Consider the following 22135-nt stretch of genomic DNA (forward strand, 5'->3'; position numbering starts at 1 on the left):
TCATCCTGTTAGCGTCTATTCGATTTCCTGCTGGATCGTACGGCCGAGGGCGAACAGGCGCTGGTCGATCGCCGTCGGCACCTCACAGACGAACTTGATGACACCTCGACGGTCTTCGAAGATGCGCGTCTGCCAGACAAGCTGATTGCCGAGATCGTCGATCTTCGCCTGATCGCGCGGCGTTTCACCCTGCAGCGCCTGCAAGGCAAGCGTGTCGGTGCGGATTTTCTCCGCCGCCTCGCGCTGTTTGCGGGTGACGCGCTCCAGCCCGCTCAGAACCTGGGAGCGTTGGGCGTTGAGCGAGTCGAACAGTCCGGCGAACAGCAGCTTTCCGCTTTGGGTCTTGTCGGCTGCACCGTTCAGATATTCGCTGATCGCCTTTTGCGCTTCCTCGAGCGGGGTCCGCCTTGCCGCCAGCTTCGCGACCAGCGCGCTGACCTCGGCATCGTCCTTCCACTTGCCCGAGACGTCGTCCAGCGGCGGACCTGCCCACACCGCGGCAACGGATATCTCGGGCACCTTGGCCTGGGTGCACGGCCAGTCCGGATAGCGGGGGTCGGCGGCATAGCCGAAATTGGTCGCCGCCGTAACGGCAAGCCATGCTGCGATCGCGGTCCGATATTTCATGCCTCGCCTCCAGCCGGTCCACGGCGGATCAGGCCGCGCGATGGATCGTAGGCGAGGATTGCGCCGACCATGAAGGCGATCGTACAGCCGCCGACGACCGCGAGTGCGATCCAGTTGATCTGTCCGTACAGCGCAAAACGTATCAGCTCCACGGCATGCGTGAACGGATTGAACAGGCAGACATAGTAGAGCATCGGGCTGCTTTCCAGGATGCGCCACAGCGGATAGAGCGCCGAAGAAGCGAAGAACATCGGAAAGATGACAAAGTTCATCACACCCGCAAAGTTCTCAAGCTGCTTGATGCCAGAGGAGATCAGCATTCCCAGGGCGCCGAGCATCAGGCCCGACAGGATCAGCGCCGGCAGCACCGTGATATAGCCGGCCGGCGAGGGCGCGATATCCCAGAACCAGGCGATCAGCAGGAAGGCATACACCTGAAGCAGCGAGACCGCGGTTCCCGCCAGAAGCTTGCAGGACAGGAGAAACCATCGCGGCAGCGGGCTCACCAGCAATGTCCGCATATTGCCCATCTCGCGGTCATAGACCATGGAGAGCGAAGACTGCATGCCGTTAAAGAGCTGGATCATCGCCATCAGCCCCGGCGCGATGTAGACCTCGTACAGGATGTAGGTTTCGTAGGGTGGGATGATGGAGAGGCCGAGTACCTGGCGGAAGCCGGCGGCGAAGATGAACAGCCACACCAGGGGCCGGACCAATGCGGAGATGAAGCGTTCGCGCTGATGCAGGAAGCGAAGCGCCTCGCGCCACACGATGCCGCTCAGGCAGGTGAAATATTCGGCGAACGAGAAGCCGGTCCGGATCGGTCTTATAGCTGCGGATGTCATTACGTCAGGCCTCCGCTCGGTGCGGTGGAGCCGGTCAGCCGCATGAACGCCGTGTTGATATCGCTGCCGCCGGTATCGGCGATAACCCGCGCCACCTTGCCCTGCGCCAGTACCCGGCCCTGATGCAGGACAACGAGATCATCATTCGAACCGATTTCGTCAAACAGATGCGTCGCCCACAGCACGCTTATTCCCTGCTCGGTCACGAGCTGGCGAACGTGGTTGAGGATGTCGGCGCGAGCCTTGACGTCGAGGCCGACGGTTGCCTCGTCGAGCAGGAGCAGGCGCGGCCGGTGCAGCAGTGCCCGTGCGATCTCCAGTCGGCGCATCTGACCGCCGGAGAGGTCGCGCACCTTGCTACCGGCGCGATCGATCAAACCGATGCGCGCCAGCACCTCGCCGCTGTGCACGCGGGCATCGCGTCTGGCGATGCCGTGCAAGGCGGCGTGATAAAGCAGGTTCTGCGTCACCGAGAGGTCGAGATCGAGCGTGCGGGGCTGAAACACCACGCCGAGCAGTCGCAGCGCTTCGCCAGGCGTACGCGCGATATCATGGCCGAAAATCCCGATGCGCCCGCGCTGGATTCCGAACAGCCGCGTGATCAGCGAGAACAGTGTGCTCTTGCCGGCGCCGTTCAGGCCAAGCAATGCCGTGAAACTTGCCGGTGCGACGGAGAAGCCGACGTCGATCAGTGCCTGTCGGGCGCCATAGGAATGGCTGACGCCGTCGATCGACAATGCAGGCATCTCCGCGGCGTCTAGCCGGGAAGGGATGTCCTGCATGTTCTGACCGCCGGAACGTGCGTCAGTGGCCGTCATGGTTGTGCAATCGTGATACCCCAGGGCAACTCGCCGACCTGGATCGTCTTGATGACCTTTTGTGCGGCGACGTCGATCACCGAGACGTCGTTCGACACACCATTGGTAACCATCAGATATTTCTCGTCCGGGGTGAATGCCATGTGCCATACCCGCTGACCTACCAGAAGATATTTGGTGACCTTGTGGCTGGCGGCATCGACGACCGCGACGCGATTGGCAGGGCCAAGGGCAACGAAAGCGGTCTTGCCGTCCTTGGTCATGCCGATGCCGACCGGCTGGATGGCTTCGCTCCGCAGGCCCGGAATGTTGAATGAGATCTTGTCCGTCACCACCCGTTTGGCCGGGTCGATCACCGAAACGGTGCCGCCGATCTCCGACGATACCCACACTTCGGAATTGTCGCGCTTGAACTCCGCGAAGCGCGGGCGCGCATCGACCAGGACGTTGGCGACGATCTGGCGCGTCGCGGTGTCGATGAAGTGCGCCATGTTGGTGGTCTCGGAGGTATTGATCAGGATCTTGCCGTCCGGACTGATGGCCATGCCCTCCGGCTCGACGCCGACCTGGATTTCGCCGAGACGGGCGCGCCTCTCGACGTCGATGATCGTCACCGTGTTGTCGTTTTCGTTGGCGACGTAGAGGATCTTGCCGTCAGCATCGAGGGCGAATAGTTCGGGATCCGGGCCGGAGGGCAGGGTATCGACGATTTCCTGCTTGGCAGCGTCGATGACCTGAATGCTGTCGTCGTCGCCGACGGCCACGAATACAAACTTGCCGTCCCTCGTGAATTCGATGCCGCGCGGCCGCTGGCCGACCTTGATGGTCTTGATGACAGCCCAACTGTCCGTATCGATCACAGATACTGTGTTGCCCTTTTCGTTGGACACATAGGCGACGAAGGCCGAAGCGGGGGCCGCCGTCGCGAGCAGGAAAGCCATTCCGGAAAGCAGGCAATGACGCCATATACGCAATCGATCCTCCTTCATTGCAGCTTGCACTTGGTTTCCGGCCGATCGACGCCAAGCGTATCGAGCTCGGACACCTGATGCAAAAATCCCTCCTGCGGCGAAACCGAGACCACCATGCGTCCATCGACCAGCAGGATCGGCTGACGAAGCTGCAGGTTCCAGTCCCGCAGCGTCAGCCGCCGGCCCTTGAACGCCGCAATGGAAAAGTCGGGCCCTTTGAGGAACGTCGATACCGCCTTTGGATCACCAGATTTCGTGCGCGACGTCGCTTCACCGATCATACGCACTGCGGTCCAGGCTTGCATGTCCAGTGCGGTCATGTGTCGCGAGTTCAATTTTGCAAACCGGTTCTGGATCTGGATCGCGCCCCACTGGTCCTGCGCGGCGTGCCAACTGGTCGGAACCAGACCTGCCGAGCCGGCAACCGGCCGCGGATCCCACGTGCGATAGGGCAGGTAGGATGCGAATACTTCGCTTTCGTCGGCAGCAACGAGGACGTCATAGGCCGGCGCCTGCTGGGTGAAGACCGGTATTTGCCGCTGGATCAGGGTCACCCCGCTGTCGGTACGGCGGGCGCCGCCGGTATCCTCGAAGGTTCGCTCCTGAACGATCTTGGCGCCGAAGCGCGTGGCCGCACGGCGCAGTGCTTCGGCGTAGAGTTTGTCCTGATCATGCGAGCCGACGACGAACAGCCAGCGCTTCCATTGCTTCCACGCCAGATATTGAGCGAGCGCATCCGCGAGCATCGAGCGCGTCGGCGCGACATGGACCACATTGGCGCGACAGTCCTGCTCGCGCAGCCGGTCGTCGACGGCGCCGGCATTCAACAGCAACGTGCCGCGATCGCGAAGCGCGTCGGCGGCCTTCAATAAATCGTCCGCCGGAAGGTCGGCAATGATGAGGCCGGTGCGCTCGGCAAGTGCCGCCGCGGCTTTCGCAACGTCCTCGTTATCTTTGAGCCGGACTTCTTCCAGCGTGAAATGCTGATTGAGGAACCTGCCCGTGGTGTTGTTGTCCTCGACGGCAAGGCGTGCGCCGGCAATCCCGTCATTCTCGGCCGGAAGTTCGACGAGCGACAATTTCGCCTTGACGCCGGCGCGGCCGAGATAGCCGATGCCGATCTCGGTGGGATCAGCCGCGAGCACGGGGAGGGCCGCGATGCTCAAGCCGATCGCAACGACCACCCACCGGATCATGGCTTCTCCCTGACAGGTCTTCTCTTCGCCGCATGGCGGACCGTTTGACCTGAACCATGACCGAATTGTTTTGGCTTGCAACCCAATTCTCTGTGGGACGGCTTCACGCCGTTTCAGCCTTTCAGGCGCTCCCCATGCCAGCGCAAATGGTCGCCCATGAACGTGGAGATGAAATAGTAACTGTGGTCATAGCCGGGCTGTCGGCGCAAGGTGAGGGGGACTTTGGCTTTCTCGCACGCGCCCTGCAGCAGCTCCGGGCGGAGCTGTTGGGCCAGGAACTGATCGGCGTCACCGTAGTCCACCAAGATATCGGACACTCTGGCGCCGTCCTCGATCAACGCGACGGCATCGTGCTTGCGCCATGCCTGCCGGTCGTTGCCGAGATAGCCGCCGAGCGCCTTGATGCCCCATGGCACCTGCGAGGGAGCAACAATCGGCGAAAACGCGCTGGCTGCGCGATAGCGGTCGGGATGGCGCAGCGCGACCGTCAGTGCGCCGTGGCCGCCCATGGAGTGGCCAAGAATGGATTGTCGATCGGGATCGACGGGAAAATTTTCAGCGACGAGTTTCGGCAGCTCTTCGGTGACGTAGCTCCACATGCGGTAATTGCGGGCGAACGGCTCCTGCGTCGCATCAACGTAGAAGCCGGCACCTAGCCCAAAGTCATAGGCATTGGCGGGATCGCCGGGCACGCCGTCACCGCGCGGGCTGGTGTCGGGCGCAACGAAGATCAATCCGAGTGCCGCACAGGCGCTGCGGAATTCGCCCTTTTCCGTTACGTTGGCGTGGGTGCAGGTCAGGCCGGAGAGATACCAAACCACCGGCAGTCTGACGCCATCCGCGTGCGGCGGGACATAAACAGAGAAGGTCATCTCGGTCTGGGTTTCGCGGCTGGCGTGTCGATAAACGCCTTGCGTTCCGCCGTATGACGTGTTGAGCGAAACGGTCTGCATGGTCATGATCTCAAACTCCTGCGTCGCGCGGCAATTCTCTCACGCCACGCCGCTTTCTATTGCCAGCCGTACCAGTTCGGCGGAAGTTCGTACGCCGAGCTTCTGGCGCATGATCGACGACGTATTGGCAACGGTTTTATAGGAGGAATGAACCATCCACGCGATCTCGGAAAGGCTCTTGCCCGCGCTGAGCAGGCGCAGGATCTCCATCTCCCGCGAGGTGAGTTTGGAAAGCGGGCTGCGGGCGAATGCAGGCCCGGCGAACGCGATGCTTCTAGCGATCGCGGAAGGCAGATAGACCCCGCCTTTGCCGACCTCACGGATGGCCTCGACCAGATCCTGCGGATCTCCGGTCTTGGTGACATAGCCCTTGGCGCCGATTTCGATGGCGCGCGCGGCGAACACCGGATCGTCGTTCATGCTGAACATGATGATCCGAGCGGAAGCGGCACGTGCCAGAATGCGCCTCGCCAGCTCGAATCCCGACACGGTCGGCAGATTGATATCGATCACGCAGATGTCGGGGCGCTCAGCAACGAACGCACGCTCGCCGCTTTCCGCGTCGGCGGCCTCCAGCAGCACGACCTCCGGCTCGTCGGCAAACACGGTACGGCAGCCCGAAGCAACGATGGGATGATCGTCGACGATCAGAACACGCATTACATGGATCCCCGATAGAAGCTTCGATTCCGTTGCTGCATCGCGTCAGGCTGCACTGGCGCCGGCGCGAGACCGGCCATGCATCGCCCGCGAGATTGCTGTACGTTCAATCTGATCGTCGGTTTTTCGACTGTCAACGGTCCTCTCGACGGGGAACTGATTGCGACGCGATTGGGGCAGACGTCATGTGGCAGAAATTATCGTTGCGTGGGCGGATCAACGTGCTGCTGGCGCTGGGCCTGACGCTCGGTCTGGCCATCAACATTGCGCGGCTGGTCGTGGAGGCGACGCCGCGCGTTCGAGCTGAAGACCAAAGCGTCATACGGCTGGCGCGCGAATTCGTGGAGACGATCGTTCCCGGCCTTAACGAGGCGCCGGACCCGGATGCGCGGCTGAACCAGATTGTTCGCGATCTCAGCCGGCTCCGGCACGTCAGCATCACGCGGCAGGGCGATGCGGCCGCAGGCGAACGGCCCGGCAACGGCGATCACGAACGATCGCCGCCGGCCTGGTTCATCGCGCTCGTTCATCCGGAAACGACCGCCGTGAGCGTACCGATCACCATCCACGGAAAGCCGCAATCGCTCGTGATCACATCGCATCCGAACGATGAAATGGCCGAGATCTGGGATGGGATCGTCACCCAGCTTGCGATCGGCTCCGCCATCGCGATCGCCCTCTTTCTGGTGATGATGATGATGGTCGGCCGGGCGCTGGCGCCATTGCAGGCGCTTTCGCAGGCCATGGCCAACATCGAGACCGGGCACTATGATTCACGCGTCGAGCCCGGCGGCGCGCCCGAACTGGCGGCGCTCTGTACCAAGCTGAACCACCTTGCCGGCGCGCTAGGCGAGGCTGTCGAGGATAAGCGACGGCTCGCCGAACGAACGGTCTCGCTGCAGGATCTGGAGCGCAAGGAGATTGCGCGCGAATTGCATGACGAGTTTGGGCCGTATCTCTTTACGCTGCGCGCCCACGCCGGTGCCCTGGCGCGGCTTTCGGAGGACGGACGCGCGCCCGGCGCGGATGCGTTGCGCAAGCATGCCGCCGCCATCATGGAGCAGATCAATGCGCTCCAGCAATTCAACCGCCGGATACTGGAAAAGCTGCGGCCTGTCGGGCTGGCGGAGCTCGGCCTTCGCGAGGCACTTGGCGTGCTCATGCGTTTGTGGCGTGAGTCCCGCCCCGACGTGACCATCGACGCGAACATTGCGTGCGCGCCGGAAGAGACCGGAGAAGTCACCGACCTGACGGTTTACCGTATCGTTCAGGAAGCCCTCACCAACGCCTTCCGCCACGCCGATGCGACTTCCGTCAGCGTCACAGTCGAGCAGGCCGCAGGAGTGCATGGAAATCGTGGCTGCGCCCTGGTGCGGGTTAGCGACAATGGCCGTGGTCTGGCGCCGGATCACAAGCACGGCTTCGGCCTGATCGGCATGCGCGAAAGAATACTGGCGCTGGGCGGTACGCTCAATGTCGTCTCCGGCAATGGGGGCGTCACGGTAGAGGCGGTCGTTCCCCACGGATCGAATCATTGATGGGGCGAACCGCCGGTTCGGGAATTTGTCCCGGTCTCTTCGGGGAGGAATGCATTTCGGGAATCTGACCTTTTGCGGCTAGCGCGCGTCGTTGCCTTCTCACTAGTATCGTCCACAGCTAACCGGCAGCGCCAATGCAGCCGGAATGTGGTGGGATGGGGCATATGGGCGTACGCTTCCTGTCGATCGGGACAATCTCGATATGCCTCGTTCCCGGGATTGACGGTGCCCAGGCCCAAACTGCGCCTGCAAGTAGCGAGGTCTTGCCGGCCATCGAGGTCGTCGCCCCGACCACAACCGCCAAGCCAGCCCGCAGCAGAGGGGCGTCTCAGGCCACCAGGAACCTGCGCAGGGTTTTTGTCTATCCGACCGCGCCCACGCCGACGGCCAGTTCGGGAATGGATGTCGACAAGGTGCCGGCGAGCATCAACGCGGTTGGGGCAGGGCAGATCGCGCGCACCGGATCGCTGAACATTGCGGATGCGCTGCAGCAGCAGGTGCCGGGCATCATCGTCAGCGACACGACCGGCAATCCGTTTCAGCCAGACATCCAGTTTCGAGGCTTTACCGCATCTCCGGTCGCCGGTACGCCCCAAGGACTCGCGGTTTATCAGAACGGTGTGCGAATCAACGAAGCGTTCGGCGATACCGTCAATTGGGACCTGATCCCGACGGCTGCGATCAGGTCGGTCACGGTCGTGACCAACAATCCCGCGTTCGGCCTTAATGCCTTGGGAGGCGCCGTCAATGTCCAGATGAAGGACGGATTCAACTATAAAGGCGCCGAAATCAACACGATGGGCGGCTCGTTCGGACGCATCCAGAGTTCGGCCCAGTATGGCAAGCAGATCGACAATTTTACCGTCTACGGCGCGCTGGAGGGAGTGCGTGACAACGGCCATCGCAATTTTTCGGAATCGGCGATCCGCCGGTTTTATGGCGATGTCGGCTACCGGACCGATAGCAGCGAATTTCACCTCAACGTGGGTGTTGCCAAGAACAATTTCGGCGCGGCAGCGACTGTACCGGTCGAACTGCTCCAGAAATATTGGGGCGCTACCTATACGACGCCGCAGATCCACGACAACCGCGTTGCCTACGCCAATCTGACCGGAAAGGTGGAGGTGACGCCGACCTGGACGATCGAAGGTTCGGCGCGTGTTCGCGCCTTCCAGCAGAAAACGGTGGACGGCAACCCGACCGAGACGCAGCCATGTGTCGGCGATCCGACGCTGCTTTGCTTCAACGAAGACGTCGCGCCGGGAGCGGCGGCGAACGGCCTCAACGGAATCCAGCTCGCAAATCCGTTCCCAGACACGGCAGTGCTGGGACAGATCGACCGGACAACAACCCGTTCGACGACGACAGGGGCGACCCTGCAGGCTACCAACACCGACCAGCTGTTCGGACATAACAATCAGTTTATGGTCGGCACCAGCTTCGATTCCGGCGTCACCCGCTTCGGGGCGACCGCAGAATTGGGCACGATCGGGCCAAACTACGTGGTCACGGGCAGCGGCATATTCCTCGGCCCATCCGGCACACCGATCTCGATCGGCCCGGTCTCGCTTCGGGCCACCAATCGCTACACCGGGCTTTATGCACTCGACACGTTCGACGTGACGGACCGGTTTTCAATCTCGGGCGGCGGCCGGTTCAACTATGCAAGCATCAACCTTCAAGATCTGATCGGTACCGACCTCAACGGCAGTCATACGTTCAGCCGCTTCAATCCGATGATCGGCGGCACCTACAAGATTACGCCTGAACTCACCGCTTATGCTGGCTATTCCGAGGCAAATCGCGCGCCGACGCCGCTGGAACTCGCATGCGCCGACCCTGCACGGCCCTGTATCGTCGCGGCATTCCTGATTGCAGATCCGCCGCTGAAGCAGGTCGTATCGCGCACGGTTGAGGCGGGCTTCCGTGGCACCAAGGAGCTGAGTATCGGAACGCTCGGATGGAAAGTCGGCGGGTTCCGCGCGACCAACGCCGATGACATTCTGGCGATTCCGAGTGAGTTGACCGGCTTTGGCTACTTCCAGAACGTGGGTAGCACGCGGCGCCAGGGCATCGAGGCGCAGGTCAATCTGACGTCGAAGACGCTGCAACTCTATGCCAGCTATTCGCTCGTCGATGCGCGCTTCCTCGACGCCTTGCAACTCAACTCTCACAGTCCGTTCGCTGTCACCGGCAATATCCAGGTTCTGCCGGGAAATCGGATTCCGGCGATTCCCCGCGACCGCATCAAGTTCGGCTTCGATTATGCGGTCACAGATGCTTTCAAGGTGGGCGGCGATGCGCTGTTCGTCGGCAGCCAGTATTTCGTTGGCGATGAATCCAACCAGGCACAGAGGCTGCCGTCCTACACGGTTTTCAACCTGCACGCCTCGTATCAGATCAACAAGACATTCCAGATCTACGGCCGCGTCGACAATATCCTCGACAATCGCTATGCAACCTACGGGACGTTCTTCGATACCGGTGACGTGCCCAATTTCACCAACGGCGGCGTGGACTTTACGGATCCGCGCTCGGTCAGCCCGGCGCGGCCGCGCGCCTTCTATGCGGGGCTAAAGGCAACTTTCTAGGCCGATAACGCGGTGCGATTTCAAGCGATCGATGAAGGCGCAGAATTTCCGATTGCCGCGCAACCGCGACGTTCTAGTCAGGCAACATCCGGCGCCGGATCGGCGGCGTGCGCCTTGTGAATGGCGGAGGGCACGAACCCGAAATGCTTCCGGAATACGCGGCTGAAGTGCGACGAGCTCGAAAAGCCCCACGAAAATGCAACGTCCGTGATTGTCTTGCCGTGCTGGGTTTCCAGTTCCTGCCGGCAGTGCAGCAGTCTCGCCCGCCAGATATAATCGCTGACCGTCATGCCCTTGTCGCTGAACAGCATGTGCAGATAGCGCTTGGTGCAGCCCAATGCCGCCGAGATCTGGTCGATGCACAGTTCCGGGTCGCGCAAATGCTCGCGAATGAATGCCTGTGCCCGGATGTACATCGCTTCGGGACCGACGCGATCGAACATCGTGTCGGCCTCTCGCAGCGGCAACAACAGCAGATCGATCAGCGAATCGGCGACGCCGATGGCGTTGTAGGGCGACAGCCTGTTCGCTTCATCAAACGCGGTGTGCACGAAGTCGTAGGCGATGCGGCCGGTGCCGTTACGCGCGGAGAGCTTGCACGGCAACATCTTCGCCGTACGGAACCCGCGTTCGTGAAGCAGTGCCTTGGGGACGATCACGACCTCGTGCCGGGTTAACGAGGGGCTGACGATCGTGTGCGGACAGGAGACGTCATAGGCGAGGCAATCGCCGGGCATGATGTCGATGCGACGGCCGCTTTGTTCGAAATGCGAGATGCCGTAGGTCTGGAACAATATCTTGACGTAGGGGTGTTCGCTCAGTTTCGTGCCTGAGACCGTGTGCGCGATGCGATGCTGGCTTGCCTCGATCTGACACAGTTTGAGCTGCGAGACGGTGGTGTAATTTATCCGCCCCTCGAGCGAAGAACCTTCCAGCGGATCGACATCAAACTGGCCGCAGAGATCGGTCAGCGCATCTGACCAAGTTTGGATCTGCCTCTTCGGCGCCAACCCGGAAGTGCTGAGTGAACGAACTATATCAGACATTGCCCAGCCACCGATTTGAGAACAGGCCGCGACCTCCGCCTTGGCGTCAGTCAGATGGTCGTGACATTTGGACCCAATTTAGGCAGTCGTCAGGGAAGTTGCGCAGATTCTTCCCAATATCCCTTTGACAATCCTCCAACTTAGTTTCGGCGGCGTCAAGGAAAACCTCGGCCGGGAGCCGCGCGGGTGCTTGTGGGAACAAGCCCACGATTGATGCTTCGCAGCATGAGAGGACGGCTCTCGACGACCCAAAATTAAAAAGTTCATTGTGTTTCGCTTTTGAGCAAACGCGGTTCGCTCTTGGGCAAGTTTCCCGTTTCCGAACGGGATAGGAATAGGGACCAAGAATGGAAAATGGGCCGTCTCGGCGGAAACCCAAAACTCTTAAATCTGGGAGGAAACCACTATGCGCAAGGTGCTATCCGCTGCCTGTCTCGGCGCCGTGGCGGCATTCGCCGCAGGCGTTGCGTACGCCAACGATGAACTGAACAAGATGGCGCAGAACCCGAAGGATTGGGTGATGCCGGCCGGCGATTACGCAAATACACGCTACTCGAAGCTGAACCAGATCACCGCAGCCAATGTCGGCAAACTACAGGTCGCCTGGACTTTCTCGACCGGTGTGCTGCGCGGTCATGAAGGCGGGCCGCTCATCATCGGCAACATGATGTACGTCCATACGCCGTTCCCGAACAAGGTCTACGCTCTTGACCTTTCGCAAGAGAACAAGATCGTCTGGAAGTACGAGCCCAAGCAGGATCCGAACGTCATTCCGGTGATGTGCTGCGACACCGTCAACCGTGGCGTGGCCTATGGCGACGGCAAGATCTTCCTGCATCAGGCCGACACCACCTTGGTCGCGCTCGATGCCAAGACCGGGCAGGTGGCGTGGAGCACCAAGAACGGCGATCCGGGCAAGGGCGCCACGGGTACCTCCGCGCCGCTCGTCGTCAAGGACAAGGTTCTGATCGGCATTTCCGGCGGCGAGTTTGGCGTGCAATGTCACGTCACGGCCTACGACCTCAAGACCGGCAAGCAGGCCTGGCGCGCCTTCTCCGAAGGGCCGGACGATCAGATCATGGTTGATCCCGTCAGCACCACCGAACTCGGCAAGCCGGTCGGCAAGGATTCGAGCATCAAGACCTGGCAGGGCGATCAGTGGAAGATCGGCGGCGGCTGCACATGGGGCTGGATATCCTATGATCCCGCTCTGAATCTCATCTACTACGGCTCCGGTAACCCTTCGACCTGGAACCCGAAGCAGCGTCCCGGCGACAACAAGTGGTCGATGACCATCTGGGCGCGCAATCCGGATACCGGCATGGCCAAGTGGGTCTATCAGATGACGCCTCACGATGAATGGGACTATGACGGCGTCAACGAAATGGTCCTCAGCGATCAGCAGGTCGGTGGCGCAGAGCGCAAGCTGTTGACTCATTTCGACCGCAACGGCTTGGCCTATACACTCGATCGTGCAACCGGCGAACTCCTGGTCGCCGAGAAGTACGATCCGAAGGTCAACTGGACCACCGGCGTCGACATGAACAAGAGTTCGCCGACCTACGGCCGTCCCAAAGTGGTTGATCAATATTCGACCGAAAAGGGCGGCGAGGACAAGAATACCAAGGGTATCTGCCCGGCCGCGCTCGGCACCAAGGACGAACAACCGGCAGCCTACTCGCCGGACACCCAGTTGTTCTATGTGCCGACCAACCACGTCTGCATGGATTACGAGCCTTTCAAGGTGAGCTACACCGCGGGTCAGCCCTATGTCGGCGCGACGCTCTCGATGTATCCGCCTCAGGGTGAGAGCCATATGGGCAACTTCATCGCTTGGGACGGCAAGACCGGCAAGATCGTCTGGTCGAACAAGGAGCAGTTCTCGGTGTGGTCGGGAGCGCTCGCGACGGCTGGCGGCGTGGTGTTCTACGGAACGCTCGAAGGCTATCTGAAGGCAGTCGATGCCAAGACCGGCAAGGAACTTTACAAGTTCAAGACCCCGTCGGGCATCATCGGCAACGTCACGACCTATGAGCAGGGCGGCAGGCAGTATGTGGCCGTGCTGTCCGGTGTCGGCGGCTGGGCGGGTATCGGCCTGGCCGCAGGTCTGACCGATCCAACGGCGGGTCTCGGCGCGGTCGGTGGCTATGCCGCGCTGAGCAACTACACCGCGCTCGGCGGCACGCTCACGGTGTTCGCGCTGCCGCAATAAAGCAGGACCACCTCGTCCGGCGCGTGGCTTGTTCCACGCGCCGGTTGATCTACATCGAATATCGAGGATGAGCTCTTGCGTACAATATGGTTGATTGTAGCCACTCTCTTGCTTGTGGCGCCGGGATCGGTTGCCTGCGCTGCGGACGATCCGACCGCCGTCAAGTCCGAGGATGGCAAGTATCTCGACAAGGAAGGCAACCCGACTTTCAAGGTCGCGGCCGACGGAACGGTCGATTGGTATACCTATTCCGGATATCGCCGCTATCACTCCGAATGCCATGTCTGCCACGGCCCTGACGGGATGGGATCGACCTACGCGCCGGCGCTACAGGAGTCGCTGAAGACGATGAGCTACGGCGATTTCCTCGGCGTGGTCGCGAGCGGCCGCAAGAACGTCAACACCGCGCAAGAGAGCGTCATGCCGGCATTCGGCGATAATCCGAATGTCGCCTGCTACATGGACGACCTCTACATCTATCTGCGTGCCCGCGCTTATGATGCCGTCGGACGCGTGCGGCCCGCCAAGCGTGAAGACAAACCCGACGCCTACACTGAGGCAGAGAAGTCCTGCATGGGAGCCAAATGATCACGCCGAACATGCGAAGCGCGCGTCTCGGCAGGTTCGTGCAGCGACTTGAAAAGAAAATGTGGAGTTTAAGATGAAGACCCGCGCTGCTGTCGCATTCGAGGCCAAAAAGCCTCTCGAAATCGTCGAGGTCGATCTTGATGGCCCAAAAGCCGGCGAGGTGCTCGTCGAGATAAAGGCGACCGGAATCTGCCACACCGACGCTTACACGCTTGATGGATTTGACAGCGAAGGAATCTTTCCTTCGATTCTCGGTCATGAAGGTGCGGGCATCGTCCGCGAGGTCGGCCCGGGCGTCATCTCGGTAAAGGCAGGCGATCACGTGATTCCGCTCTACACGCCAGAGTGCCGCCAATGCAAAAGCTGCCTAAGCGGCAAGACCAATCTTTGCACTGCTATCCGCGCGACCCAGGGCAAGGGGCTGATGCCGGACGGCACCTCGCGCTTCAGCTATAAGGGCAAGCCGATCTTCCACTACATGGGCTGCTCGACCTTCTCGAACTTTACCGTGCTGCCGGAAATCGCAGTGGCAAAGATTCGCGAGGACGCGCCCTTTGACAAGAGTTGCTACATCGGTTGCGGGGTGACGACGGGCGTTGGCGCCGTGGTGAATACCGCCAAGGTGACACCGGGCGCCAACGTCGTCGTGTTCGGTCTCGGCGGCATCGGGCTCAACGTCATCCAGGGTGCGAAGATGGTTGGCGCCGACAAGATCGTCGGCGTTGACATCAACGATTCCAAGGAGGATTGGGGCCGCCGTTTCGGCATGACCCATTTCGTCAATCCGACCAAGGTCAGCGACATCGTTCAGCATCTGGTCGGGCTTACCGACGGCGGCGCCGACTACACCTTCGACTGCACGGGCAACACCGGGGTGATGCGGCAGGCGCTCGAAGCGTGCCATCGCGGCTGGGGCGTCTCGGTCATTATCGGCGTCGCCGAGTCCGGCAAGGAAATCGCTACCCGGCCGTTCCAGCTCGTGACCGGCCGCGTCTGGAAGGGAACGGCATTTGGCGGCGCGCGCGGCCGCACCGATGTGCCGAAAATCGTCGACTGGTACATGAACGGAAAGATCGAGATCGATCCGATGATCACACACGTCCTCAAGCTGGAGGAGATCAACCAGGGATTCGATCTCATGCACCAGGGCAAGTCGATCCGCTCGGTTGTCGTGTTCTGACTGGAGAACTTCAAACACAAGGAGGATAAGCCCATGACTGTTCATATTCACCCATCGATTGACAGCGGCGTAAAGAAGGGGACCGGCAGCTTCGCCGGCGGCACCCTTGTCTGCAAATGCACGGACAGGCCGGTCAAGGTCGCCATCAAGGGCGATGTCGCCCACAACCACGCCTGCGGCTGCACCAAATGCTGGAAGCCCGAAGGCGCAACCTTCTCCGTCGTGGCCGTCGTCCCGCGCGACAATGTGAAGGTGATCGAGAACGGCGACAAGCTGCAGATTGTCGACGCGGCGGCGGCGATCCAGCGCTATGCCTGCAAAGCCTGCGGCACGCATATGTACGGCCGGATCGAGAACACCGGGCATCCATTCTACGGGCTCGACTTCATCCATCCCGAGCTGTTCCAGGAGGGTGGATGGGCGGCACCGGGGTTTGCCGCGTTCGTATCGTCCGTACTGGAGTCTGGCGTCCAGCCGGGCGAGATGGATGGAATCAGGGCTAGGCTGAAGGAACTCGGGCTGGAACCCTATGATTGCCTGTCACCGCCTTTGATGGATGCGATCTCGAGCCATGTGGCCAAGGCCAAGGCAAAAGCAGCTTGAACAAAGGCGGCTTGAACAAAGCGGCCTGAAACCGGCGCTGGCCTGATGCTGCGCAATTTTTGAACTCGCGCTGATGGCGATTGCCATCAGCGGAGTTTCAGCAGCGCCGCGAGGTCATGCAATTCGTTTGTTGATGCTTGTTGATGCTGGCGCGTAAAGTAGCCCGCCGGCAGCAAAGGTCATGCAGCCACCCGAGCCGGCGGCTTTCTGGCGCGAGTGGCCCCCCTACACAATTCCCTGATACCGAAGCCCTCTGAGGTCTTTGCTCAATCGCCATGCCGTCCATGGCAAGTTGGGGCGCGTGCGCAATCGGCTGCACTTGACCGATCGTCTGATTTTGCATGCTGCGGTGCGATGTGCTTTGCCGTGGCAGCCGCAATGCTGAAGGCCGACGTCTTTCGAAGGTGTTGACCCATTGAGCGGTTCCCTTCTATGGACGATGCTGCCTGACCGCACAGACGTTACCTCGCGAAGGATTCCCCACGATGCCGATCGCCACAGAGGCTGCATTCATTCTACCCGACGATTTCGCCGGCGCCGCGCTGATGGGGCGGATCTGGCGTCCCGACCTTGCCGGCCCGTCGGTGGTCGCAATCCGCCAGGACGGCGTGTTCGACATCACCGACGAATTTCCCACCGCCAGCGAGCTTGCCGCCGCCACCGACCCGGCGCGGGCGCTGCGCGCGGCGCGCGGCGGACGGGTAGGGACGCTGCAGGATCTGTTGAACAACACGCCGCCCGACACCCGCGATCCGACCAGGCCATGGCTGCTGGCCCCGATCGACCTGCAGGTGATCAAGGCTGCCGGTGTCACCTTCGCGGTGTCGATGTTGGAGCGGGTCATCGAGGAGCGGGCGCGCGGCAATCCGGATTCGGCAGAGGCGATCCGGGCCGAGGTGACGCGGATCGTCGGCACCGACCTGTCGCAGTTGAAGCCGGGCTCGGCCGAAGCGCAGCACGTCAAGGACGTTCTGGTTTCCCAGAATGCCTGGAGCCAGTATCTCGAAGTCGGCATCGGGCCGGACGCCGAGGTGTTTACCAAGGCGCCCGTTCTGTCGGCGGTGGGCACATGCGTGGATGCGGGCCTGCACCCGAAATCAACCTGGAATAATCCGGAGCCCGAGGCGGTGCTGGTGGTGACGCGCGATGGCCGTATCGTCGGCGCCACGCTTGGCAACGATGTTAATTTGCGCGACTTCGAAGGACGCTCGGCGCTGCTGTTGTCCAAGGCCAAGGACAACAACGCCTCCTGCGCCATCGGGCCGTTCGTGCGGTTCTTCGACGCGAGCTTCACGCTCGACGACGTCAGGAGGATGGAAATCTCGCTGGAGGTGAAGGGACCGGAAGGCTTCGTCCTGCATGGCGCATCCTCGCTGACCCAGATCAGCCGGGACCCGGCCGATATTGTCGGGCAGACGATCAACGAGAACCATCAATATCCCGATGGTTTCGTGTTGTTCCTCGGCACCATGTTCGCGCCGATCCAGGATCGTGCTGCGAAGGGGCAGGGGTTCACCCATGTGGTAGGCGATCTGGTGACGGTCGCCACGCCGAAGCTCGGCCGGCTGACCAATCGCATGCGCCACAGCGGCGATTGCGAACCTTGGCAATTCGGCCTGACGGAGCTCTTCGCCGCGTTGATGCGCCGCAAGGGCGTCAGCCGAAGCAGCAATTAGCTTCGGGCTGCGCTAAGCAAGGAGACTTTCCGCAATGGCCAAAATCAGGGTCGGTCTGGCCGGCTGCGGCTTCGTGTCCGAGCTGCACATGCATGCCTACCGGCGTGCCTACGGCGTGGAGGTCGAAGTCAGGGCTGTTGCGGCCAGAGGTGATCATGTCGTCGAGTTTGCCCGTCGGCACCGGATCCCGACGGCATATCGCAGCTTTCGCGACTTGATCGCCGATACTGATATCGATGTCGTCGACATCTGCACGCCGCCCAATGTGCACACGTCGATGATCGTCGCTGCGATGCAGGCCGGTAAACATGTGATCTGCGAGAAGCCATTCGCAGGCTATTTCGGGCGCGAAGGCGACAGACCTCCGATCGGCAAGCATGTGCCCAAAGCATTGATGTACGAGCGGGTGCTGGAAGAAATGGCCGCGACCCGTGCCGCGATCGACAAGACCGGCCGGCTCTTCATGTATGCCGAGGATTGGATCTACGCGCCGGCGGTAACCAAGACGGTCGAGATCCTCAAGGCCACCAAGGACAAGATCCTGTTCATGAAGGGGGAGGAAAGCCACTCTGGCTCGCATGCCGCGCACGCCGCGCAGTGGGCGATGACCGGCGGTGGCTCGCTGATCCGGATGGGATGCCATCCGCTTTCTGCGGTGCTCTATCTCAAGCAGGTCGAGGCGAAGGCGCGTGGCGAGGCGATCAGCGTCGCGAGCGTGACGTGTGACGTCGGCAATGTCACGGCATGCCTGCGTCCGGATGAACGGGCCGTGCTCAAGGCCAATCCCGTCGATGTCGAGGATTGGGGCGTGCTCACGGCCACCTTTTCCGACGGCACCAAGGCCACGGTGTTTTCCGGCGACATGATCCTCGGCGGTGTGCGCAACCTGATCGAAACCTATACCAGCAGCGGCTCGCTATTCGCCAACATCACGCCGAATACGCACATGATGAGCTATCAGACCAGCGAGGAGAAGCTCGCGAGCGTCTACATCACCGAAAAGGTCGATCGGAAGACCGGCTGGCAATATGTCTGTATCGAGGAGGAATGGACGCGCGGCTACGTGCAGGAAATCCAGGACTTCATGGAATGCGTCGCAACCGGCCGGCAACCGCTCTCGGATCTGGCATTGGCCTTTGAGACCATCAAGGTCAACTACGCCGGCTATTGGGCCGCCGAAGAGGGCCGCCGCGTGATGCTGTGATGACGAACGAACTTTCTTCCTTCTCCCCGTGTGGGAGAAAGTGGCGCGGACGAATGTCCGCGCCGGATGAGGGGTCTCCCACAAGGGGAGAGGGTGAGAAGCCGCCGACGCTGGCCAAACCCTACGCCGCGTAGACCGATGATTTTGGCAGCGGGAACACCGGCTCCTGCGTCCTTATGTTGGTCGGCCAGACCACCGCGATATGCTCGCCGGCATTCTGCATCACGACCGGGGTCGAGCGCTCGTTCTGGCCGGAAAGCGGCGTGCCGGGCCGATAGAATTTCACGCCATAGCCCTGGATGGTGCCGCCCGGTGGGATGTCGACGTCGAGCGCCGCCTTGCGAACGGCTTCGGGATCGAAACCGCCATATTTCTCCTTGGCGACGGGCAGCACGTTGTTGAGCAGGACCCAGGTCTGGTTGAAGCCCATCGAGCAGTGCGGCGGAACGTCGGTCGCGCCGGTTTTCTCCTTGTAGCGTGCGACCATGGTCTTGGTGAGATCGCCGATCCCGGGCGCGAGTTTCGAAGCGTCGAGCAATTGCGCAGGCACGGGATCAATATTGCAGAAATTGTCGATGTCCGCGGCGAACGTCGCCCGCAGCTTGTCGAGCTGGCTATAGCCCGCGCCGGCGCCGAACAGCATCTTGAACTTGAGGCCGTTCTCGCGCGCCTGGCGCAGAAACAGGGTGATATCGGGGTTGTATCCCGCATGCGAGATGACGTCTGGCCGGGCCCGTTTGAGCTTGGTCACCAGCACCGAGAGGTCGGGCGCGGACGCTGAATAACCTTCCCTGAGTACGACCTGAAGGCCGGCTTCCTTGGAATAAGCCTCGTCGGCGGCGGCAACCCCGACACCATAGGGACCATCCTCGTGGATCAGCGCGACCTTGACTTCCTTGGGATCCATGCCGAGCTTGGCTTTGGCGTGCTCGCTGATGAAACTGGCGAAGGCCTGACCATACTGGTCGGAATGAATCTGCGCGCGAAAGACGTATTGCAGGTTCTTGTCCTTGAACACGGCGGTCGAAACCGCGGTCGTGATCCAGAGGATCTTTTTCTGCTGCTCGACCTTGGAGGCGAGCGGGACGGCGTGCGAGCTCGCGTAAACGCCGTTGATGATGTCGATCTTTTCCTGATCGATCAGGCGATTGGCCTCATTGATCGCAACGTCGGGCTTGCTTTGTGAATCGGCCGCGACGGCGGAAACCTTGTACTTGCCGCCGATGCCGCCCTTCTCGTTGACGAGGTCGATGGCAATCTGCGCGCCGATCGAGGAGGCGACCGAGCCGCCTGCAGCAAAGGGGCCGGTCAGATCGTAGATCAGGCCGATGCGCACCGTCTCGGCTTGTGCCTGCGCGCGGGTCCAATCCAGGCTGAATGCAGCGGCGGCAGCCGCAGAAGTCTTCAGCAGCGTTCTGCGTGAAGTCGGCATCGTGTCCTCCCACTGATTTATCATTATCGCCGGGGACTGGTTCTTCCAGTTCTCGGTCAAGTATTTGGAGAATGCGGAGAGAAGTCAACCTGCGGGCACTCGTCATGGCTCGCCCGCGGTTGCAGTAGCCGTAGGCCGGGCAGGTCAATGACGGCGGGCTTGCCGACTAAAGTCTGATAACGCAGATCGCTGTAGGGGCAAGGCTCTCGGTGGCTTTGGCTGCTGCCGATACCCGGTCCGTCGCGTTGATCGAGTAGCCTAGCGTCGCAACGCCGTCTCGGGGACCGCCCTGCGCACCACTTCGCGCATCGCAAAACTCGAATGGATGCGCGCGACGCCGGGCATCCGCGAAAGATGTTGTTTGTGGATGCGCTCGAAGTCCGCGATATCGCGCGCGATCACCTGCAGATGATAATCGTCGCTCCCGGACATCAGATGGCAGGACACCACATCGGGACAACGCGCGATCGCAGCTTCGAATGCGGCGAGATAATCTTCGCTCTGCTTCTCCAATGTGATGGTGACGACGACCGTCGTGACCAGCCCAAGCGCAGTCGGCTCGAGATCGGCCCGGTAGCCGCGAATGATGCCGGCTTCCTCGAGTTGACGGATTCGGCGGGCGCAGGCGGTCGGCGACAGGCCAACCTTTTCGGCGAGTTCGATCTGGCTTGCCCGGGCGTCGGAGAGCAGCTCGGATAGAATCCGAAAATCAATGCGATCAAGCTCGGTCACGCTATGATTCACTAGTAAGTTGCGCTACGGCGCAGGATATGTGCGAAAACTGATGCTCGCAAGCCGTAATTCGCTGAGAGACGCTGCCGGCTCAGGGGTATTTTTGTCATCGGACAACAGCTTCCATGCAGGAGCGAAGCCCGTGCGGATCGGCGTACCCAAGGAAATCAAGGTCGATGAATACCGCGTTGGTCTGACGCCTGCGTCGGTTCGGGAATATGTGACGCGGGGGCATGACGTGATCGTCGAGCAAGGGGCCGGGCTCGGCATCGGGGCGGGCGACGACGTTTATCGCTCGGCCGGGGCTGCGATCGTGGACACGGCCGCCGAAATCTTTGCGACTGCCGACATGGTCATCAAGGTCAAGGAGCCGCAGCCGACGGAGTGGTGCCAGCTTCGCGAAGATCAAATCCTCTTCACCTATTTGCACCTGGCGCCGGATATCGCGCAGACCAAGGGACTTCTGGCATCCGGCTGTACCGCGATCGCCTATGAGACGGTGACGGACGCCCATGGCGGGCTCCCGCTGCTGGCCCCGATGAGCGAGGTGGCGGGACGATTGGCGATCGAGGCGGCGGGCGCCGCATTGCGAAAGTCGGCGGACGGCATGGGCAAGCTGATCGGCGGGGTGCCCGGTGTTGCGCCGAGCAGGATCGCGGTGATCGGCGGTGGCGTGGTCGGTACGCAAGCCGCCAGAATGGCGGCCGGTCTCGGCGCCGATATCGTGATCCTGGACCGATCGCTGCCGCGGCTTCGCGTCCTCGACGAGATGTTCCTTGGGCGCGCTCGCACGCGCTACGCGACGCTGGAAGCGATCGAGGAGGAGGTGACCGGCGCGGACGTCGTCATTGGCGCCGTGCTGGTACCAGGCGCCAGCGCGCCGAAGCTCGTCTCCCGCGCGCATCTCGCCCGCATGAAACGCCGTGCCGTGCTGGTCGACGTCGCGATCGACCAAGGGGGTTGCTTCGAGACGTCGCGGCCGACGACCCATCAGGCGCCGACCTATCTGGTCGACGAGATCGTGCATTATTGCGTTGCCAACATGCCGGGCGCCGTGCCCGTCACGTCGAGCCACGCGCTCAACAATGCCACGCTGCCGTTCGGCCTGGCGCTGGCCGGAAAGGGCATCCGCGCCCTGATCGAGGATCCGCATCTGCGCGCCGGGCTCAACGTGCATCGCGGGCAGATCACCAACCGCGCGGTCGCCGACAGCCAGAATTTGCCAGCGGCGGTGGCCGAAAACATTCTGGCGGCGTGACGTCC

General features: G+C 61.6%; 19 protein-coding genes. 9 read left to right on the forward strand and 10 right to left on the reverse strand.

Features of this window, described 5'->3' with window-relative positions; all coding sequences use genetic code 11:
- Window positions 1–15: 15 nt before the first annotated feature.
- The 7 genes from V1288_RS23765 to V1288_RS23795 all read right to left on the reverse strand — a co-directional run bounded on the left by V1288_RS23765 (window position 16) and on the right by V1288_RS23795 (window position 6070).
- Complete coding sequence (locus V1288_RS23765; protein WP_334359350.1) at window positions 16–627, reverse strand: hypothetical protein; 612 nt, start codon at window positions 625–627, stop codon at window positions 16–18.
- The gene (locus V1288_RS23770; protein WP_334359351.1) at window positions 624–1472 is read right to left on the reverse strand and encodes an ABC transporter permease; all 849 of its coding nucleotides are present in this window, start codon (window positions 1470–1472) and stop codon (window positions 624–626) included. Before V1288_RS23770 ends, V1288_RS23765 begins: the two co-directional genes overlap by 4 nt.
- Entirely contained in the window at window positions 1472–2218 is a 747-nt protein-coding gene (locus tag V1288_RS23775; RefSeq protein ID WP_334361385.1) for an ABC transporter ATP-binding protein, read from the reverse strand. The genes V1288_RS23770 and V1288_RS23775 overlap by 1 nt, the downstream gene beginning before the upstream one ends.
- Before the next feature lie 68 nt (window positions 2219–2286).
- Window positions 2287–3231, reverse strand: a complete 945-nt coding sequence (locus V1288_RS23780; protein ID WP_442894045.1) for a YVTN family beta-propeller repeat protein — start codon at window positions 3229–3231, stop codon at window positions 2287–2289.
- A gap of 44 nt (window positions 3232–3275) precedes the next feature.
- Window positions 3276–4457: an ABC transporter substrate-binding protein gene (locus V1288_RS23785; RefSeq protein WP_334359353.1), complete on the reverse strand. Its 1182-nt coding sequence runs from the start codon at window positions 4455–4457 to the stop codon at window positions 3276–3278.
- A 113-nt stretch (window positions 4458–4570) separates the two neighbouring features.
- Complete coding sequence (gene fghA / locus V1288_RS23790) at window positions 4571–5416, reverse strand: S-formylglutathione hydrolase (RefSeq protein ID WP_334359354.1); 846 nt, start codon at window positions 5414–5416, stop codon at window positions 4571–4573.
- Between the two features lie 33 nt (window positions 5417–5449).
- Complete coding sequence (locus V1288_RS23795) at window positions 5450–6070, reverse strand: response regulator transcription factor (RefSeq protein ID WP_334359355.1); 621 nt, start codon at window positions 6068–6070, stop codon at window positions 5450–5452.
- A gap of 185 nt (window positions 6071–6255) precedes the next feature.
- Here V1288_RS23795 and V1288_RS23800 point away from each other — a divergent pair, with 185 nt between their 5' ends.
- Window positions 6256–7608 carry a histidine kinase gene (locus tag V1288_RS23800; RefSeq protein ID WP_334359356.1) on the forward strand — a complete coding sequence of 451 codons (1353 nt, stop codon included), beginning with the start codon at window positions 6256–6258 and terminating at the stop codon, window positions 7606–7608.
- 164 nt (window positions 7609–7772) lie between these two features.
- Complete coding sequence (locus V1288_RS23805; protein ID WP_334359357.1) at window positions 7773–10199, forward strand: TonB-dependent receptor; 2427 nt, start codon at window positions 7773–7775, stop codon at window positions 10197–10199.
- A 77-nt stretch (window positions 10200–10276) separates the two neighbouring features.
- Here V1288_RS23805 and V1288_RS23810 read toward each other — a convergent pair whose 3' ends face one another.
- Window positions 10277–11245: a helix-turn-helix domain-containing protein gene (locus V1288_RS23810; protein ID WP_334359358.1), complete on the reverse strand. Its 969-nt coding sequence runs from the start codon at window positions 11243–11245 to the stop codon at window positions 10277–10279.
- A 406-nt stretch (window positions 11246–11651) separates the two neighbouring features.
- On the opposite strand from V1288_RS23810, the gene xoxF5 reads away from it, so the two are divergent.
- The 6 genes from xoxF5 to V1288_RS23840 all read left to right on the forward strand — a co-directional run bounded on the left by xoxF5 (window position 11652) and on the right by V1288_RS23840 (window position 18708).
- Window positions 11652–13457: a lanthanide-dependent methanol dehydrogenase XoxF5 gene (gene xoxF5, locus V1288_RS23815; protein WP_334359359.1), complete on the forward strand. Its 1806-nt coding sequence runs from the start codon at window positions 11652–11654 to the stop codon at window positions 13455–13457.
- Window positions 13458–13565: 108 nt separating this feature from the next.
- On the forward strand, window positions 13566–14045 hold the full coding sequence (locus V1288_RS23820; RefSeq protein WP_334361386.1) for a c-type cytochrome, methanol metabolism-related: 480 nt from the start codon (window positions 13566–13568) through the stop codon (window positions 14043–14045).
- 73 nt (window positions 14046–14118) lie between these two features.
- Entirely contained in the window at window positions 14119–15225 is a 1107-nt protein-coding gene (locus V1288_RS23825) for an S-(hydroxymethyl)glutathione dehydrogenase/class III alcohol dehydrogenase (RefSeq protein WP_334359360.1), read from the forward strand.
- A gap of 33 nt (window positions 15226–15258) precedes the next feature.
- Window positions 15259–15828 (forward strand): S-(hydroxymethyl)glutathione synthase, encoded by a 570-nt coding sequence (gene gfa, locus V1288_RS23830; protein WP_334359361.1) that lies wholly within the window; start codon window positions 15259–15261, stop codon window positions 15826–15828.
- Window positions 15829–16313: 485 nt separating this feature from the next.
- Entirely contained in the window at window positions 16314–17504 is a 1191-nt protein-coding gene (locus tag V1288_RS23835; RefSeq protein ID WP_334359362.1) for a fumarylacetoacetate hydrolase family protein, read from the forward strand.
- Between the two features lie 34 nt (window positions 17505–17538).
- Window positions 17539–18708 (forward strand): Gfo/Idh/MocA family protein, encoded by a 1170-nt coding sequence (locus V1288_RS23840; protein ID WP_334359363.1) that lies wholly within the window; start codon window positions 17539–17541, stop codon window positions 18706–18708.
- A 121-nt stretch (window positions 18709–18829) separates the two neighbouring features.
- On the opposite strand, the gene V1288_RS23845 is transcribed toward V1288_RS23840, so the two are convergent.
- Window positions 18830–20140 carry an ABC transporter substrate-binding protein gene (locus V1288_RS23845; RefSeq protein ID WP_334359364.1) on the reverse strand — a complete coding sequence of 437 codons (1311 nt, stop codon included), beginning with the start codon at window positions 20138–20140 and terminating at the stop codon, window positions 18830–18832.
- 258 nt (window positions 20141–20398) lie between these two features.
- A complete protein-coding gene (locus V1288_RS23850; RefSeq protein ID WP_334359365.1) occupies window positions 20399–20872 on the reverse strand; it encodes an Lrp/AsnC family transcriptional regulator in 474 nt (157 codons plus the stop codon).
- Between the two features lie 142 nt (window positions 20873–21014).
- On the opposite strand from V1288_RS23850, the gene ald reads away from it, so the two are divergent.
- Window positions 21015–22130, forward strand: a complete 1116-nt coding sequence (ald, locus tag V1288_RS23855; protein WP_334359366.1) for an alanine dehydrogenase — start codon at window positions 21015–21017, stop codon at window positions 22128–22130.
- The last annotated feature ends 5 nt before the right edge of the window (window positions 22131–22135 follow it).

This window comes from Bradyrhizobium sp. AZCC 2176, assembly GCF_036924645.1.
In the GTDB taxonomy this organism is placed as follows: domain Bacteria; phylum Pseudomonadota; class Alphaproteobacteria; order Rhizobiales; family Xanthobacteraceae; genus Bradyrhizobium.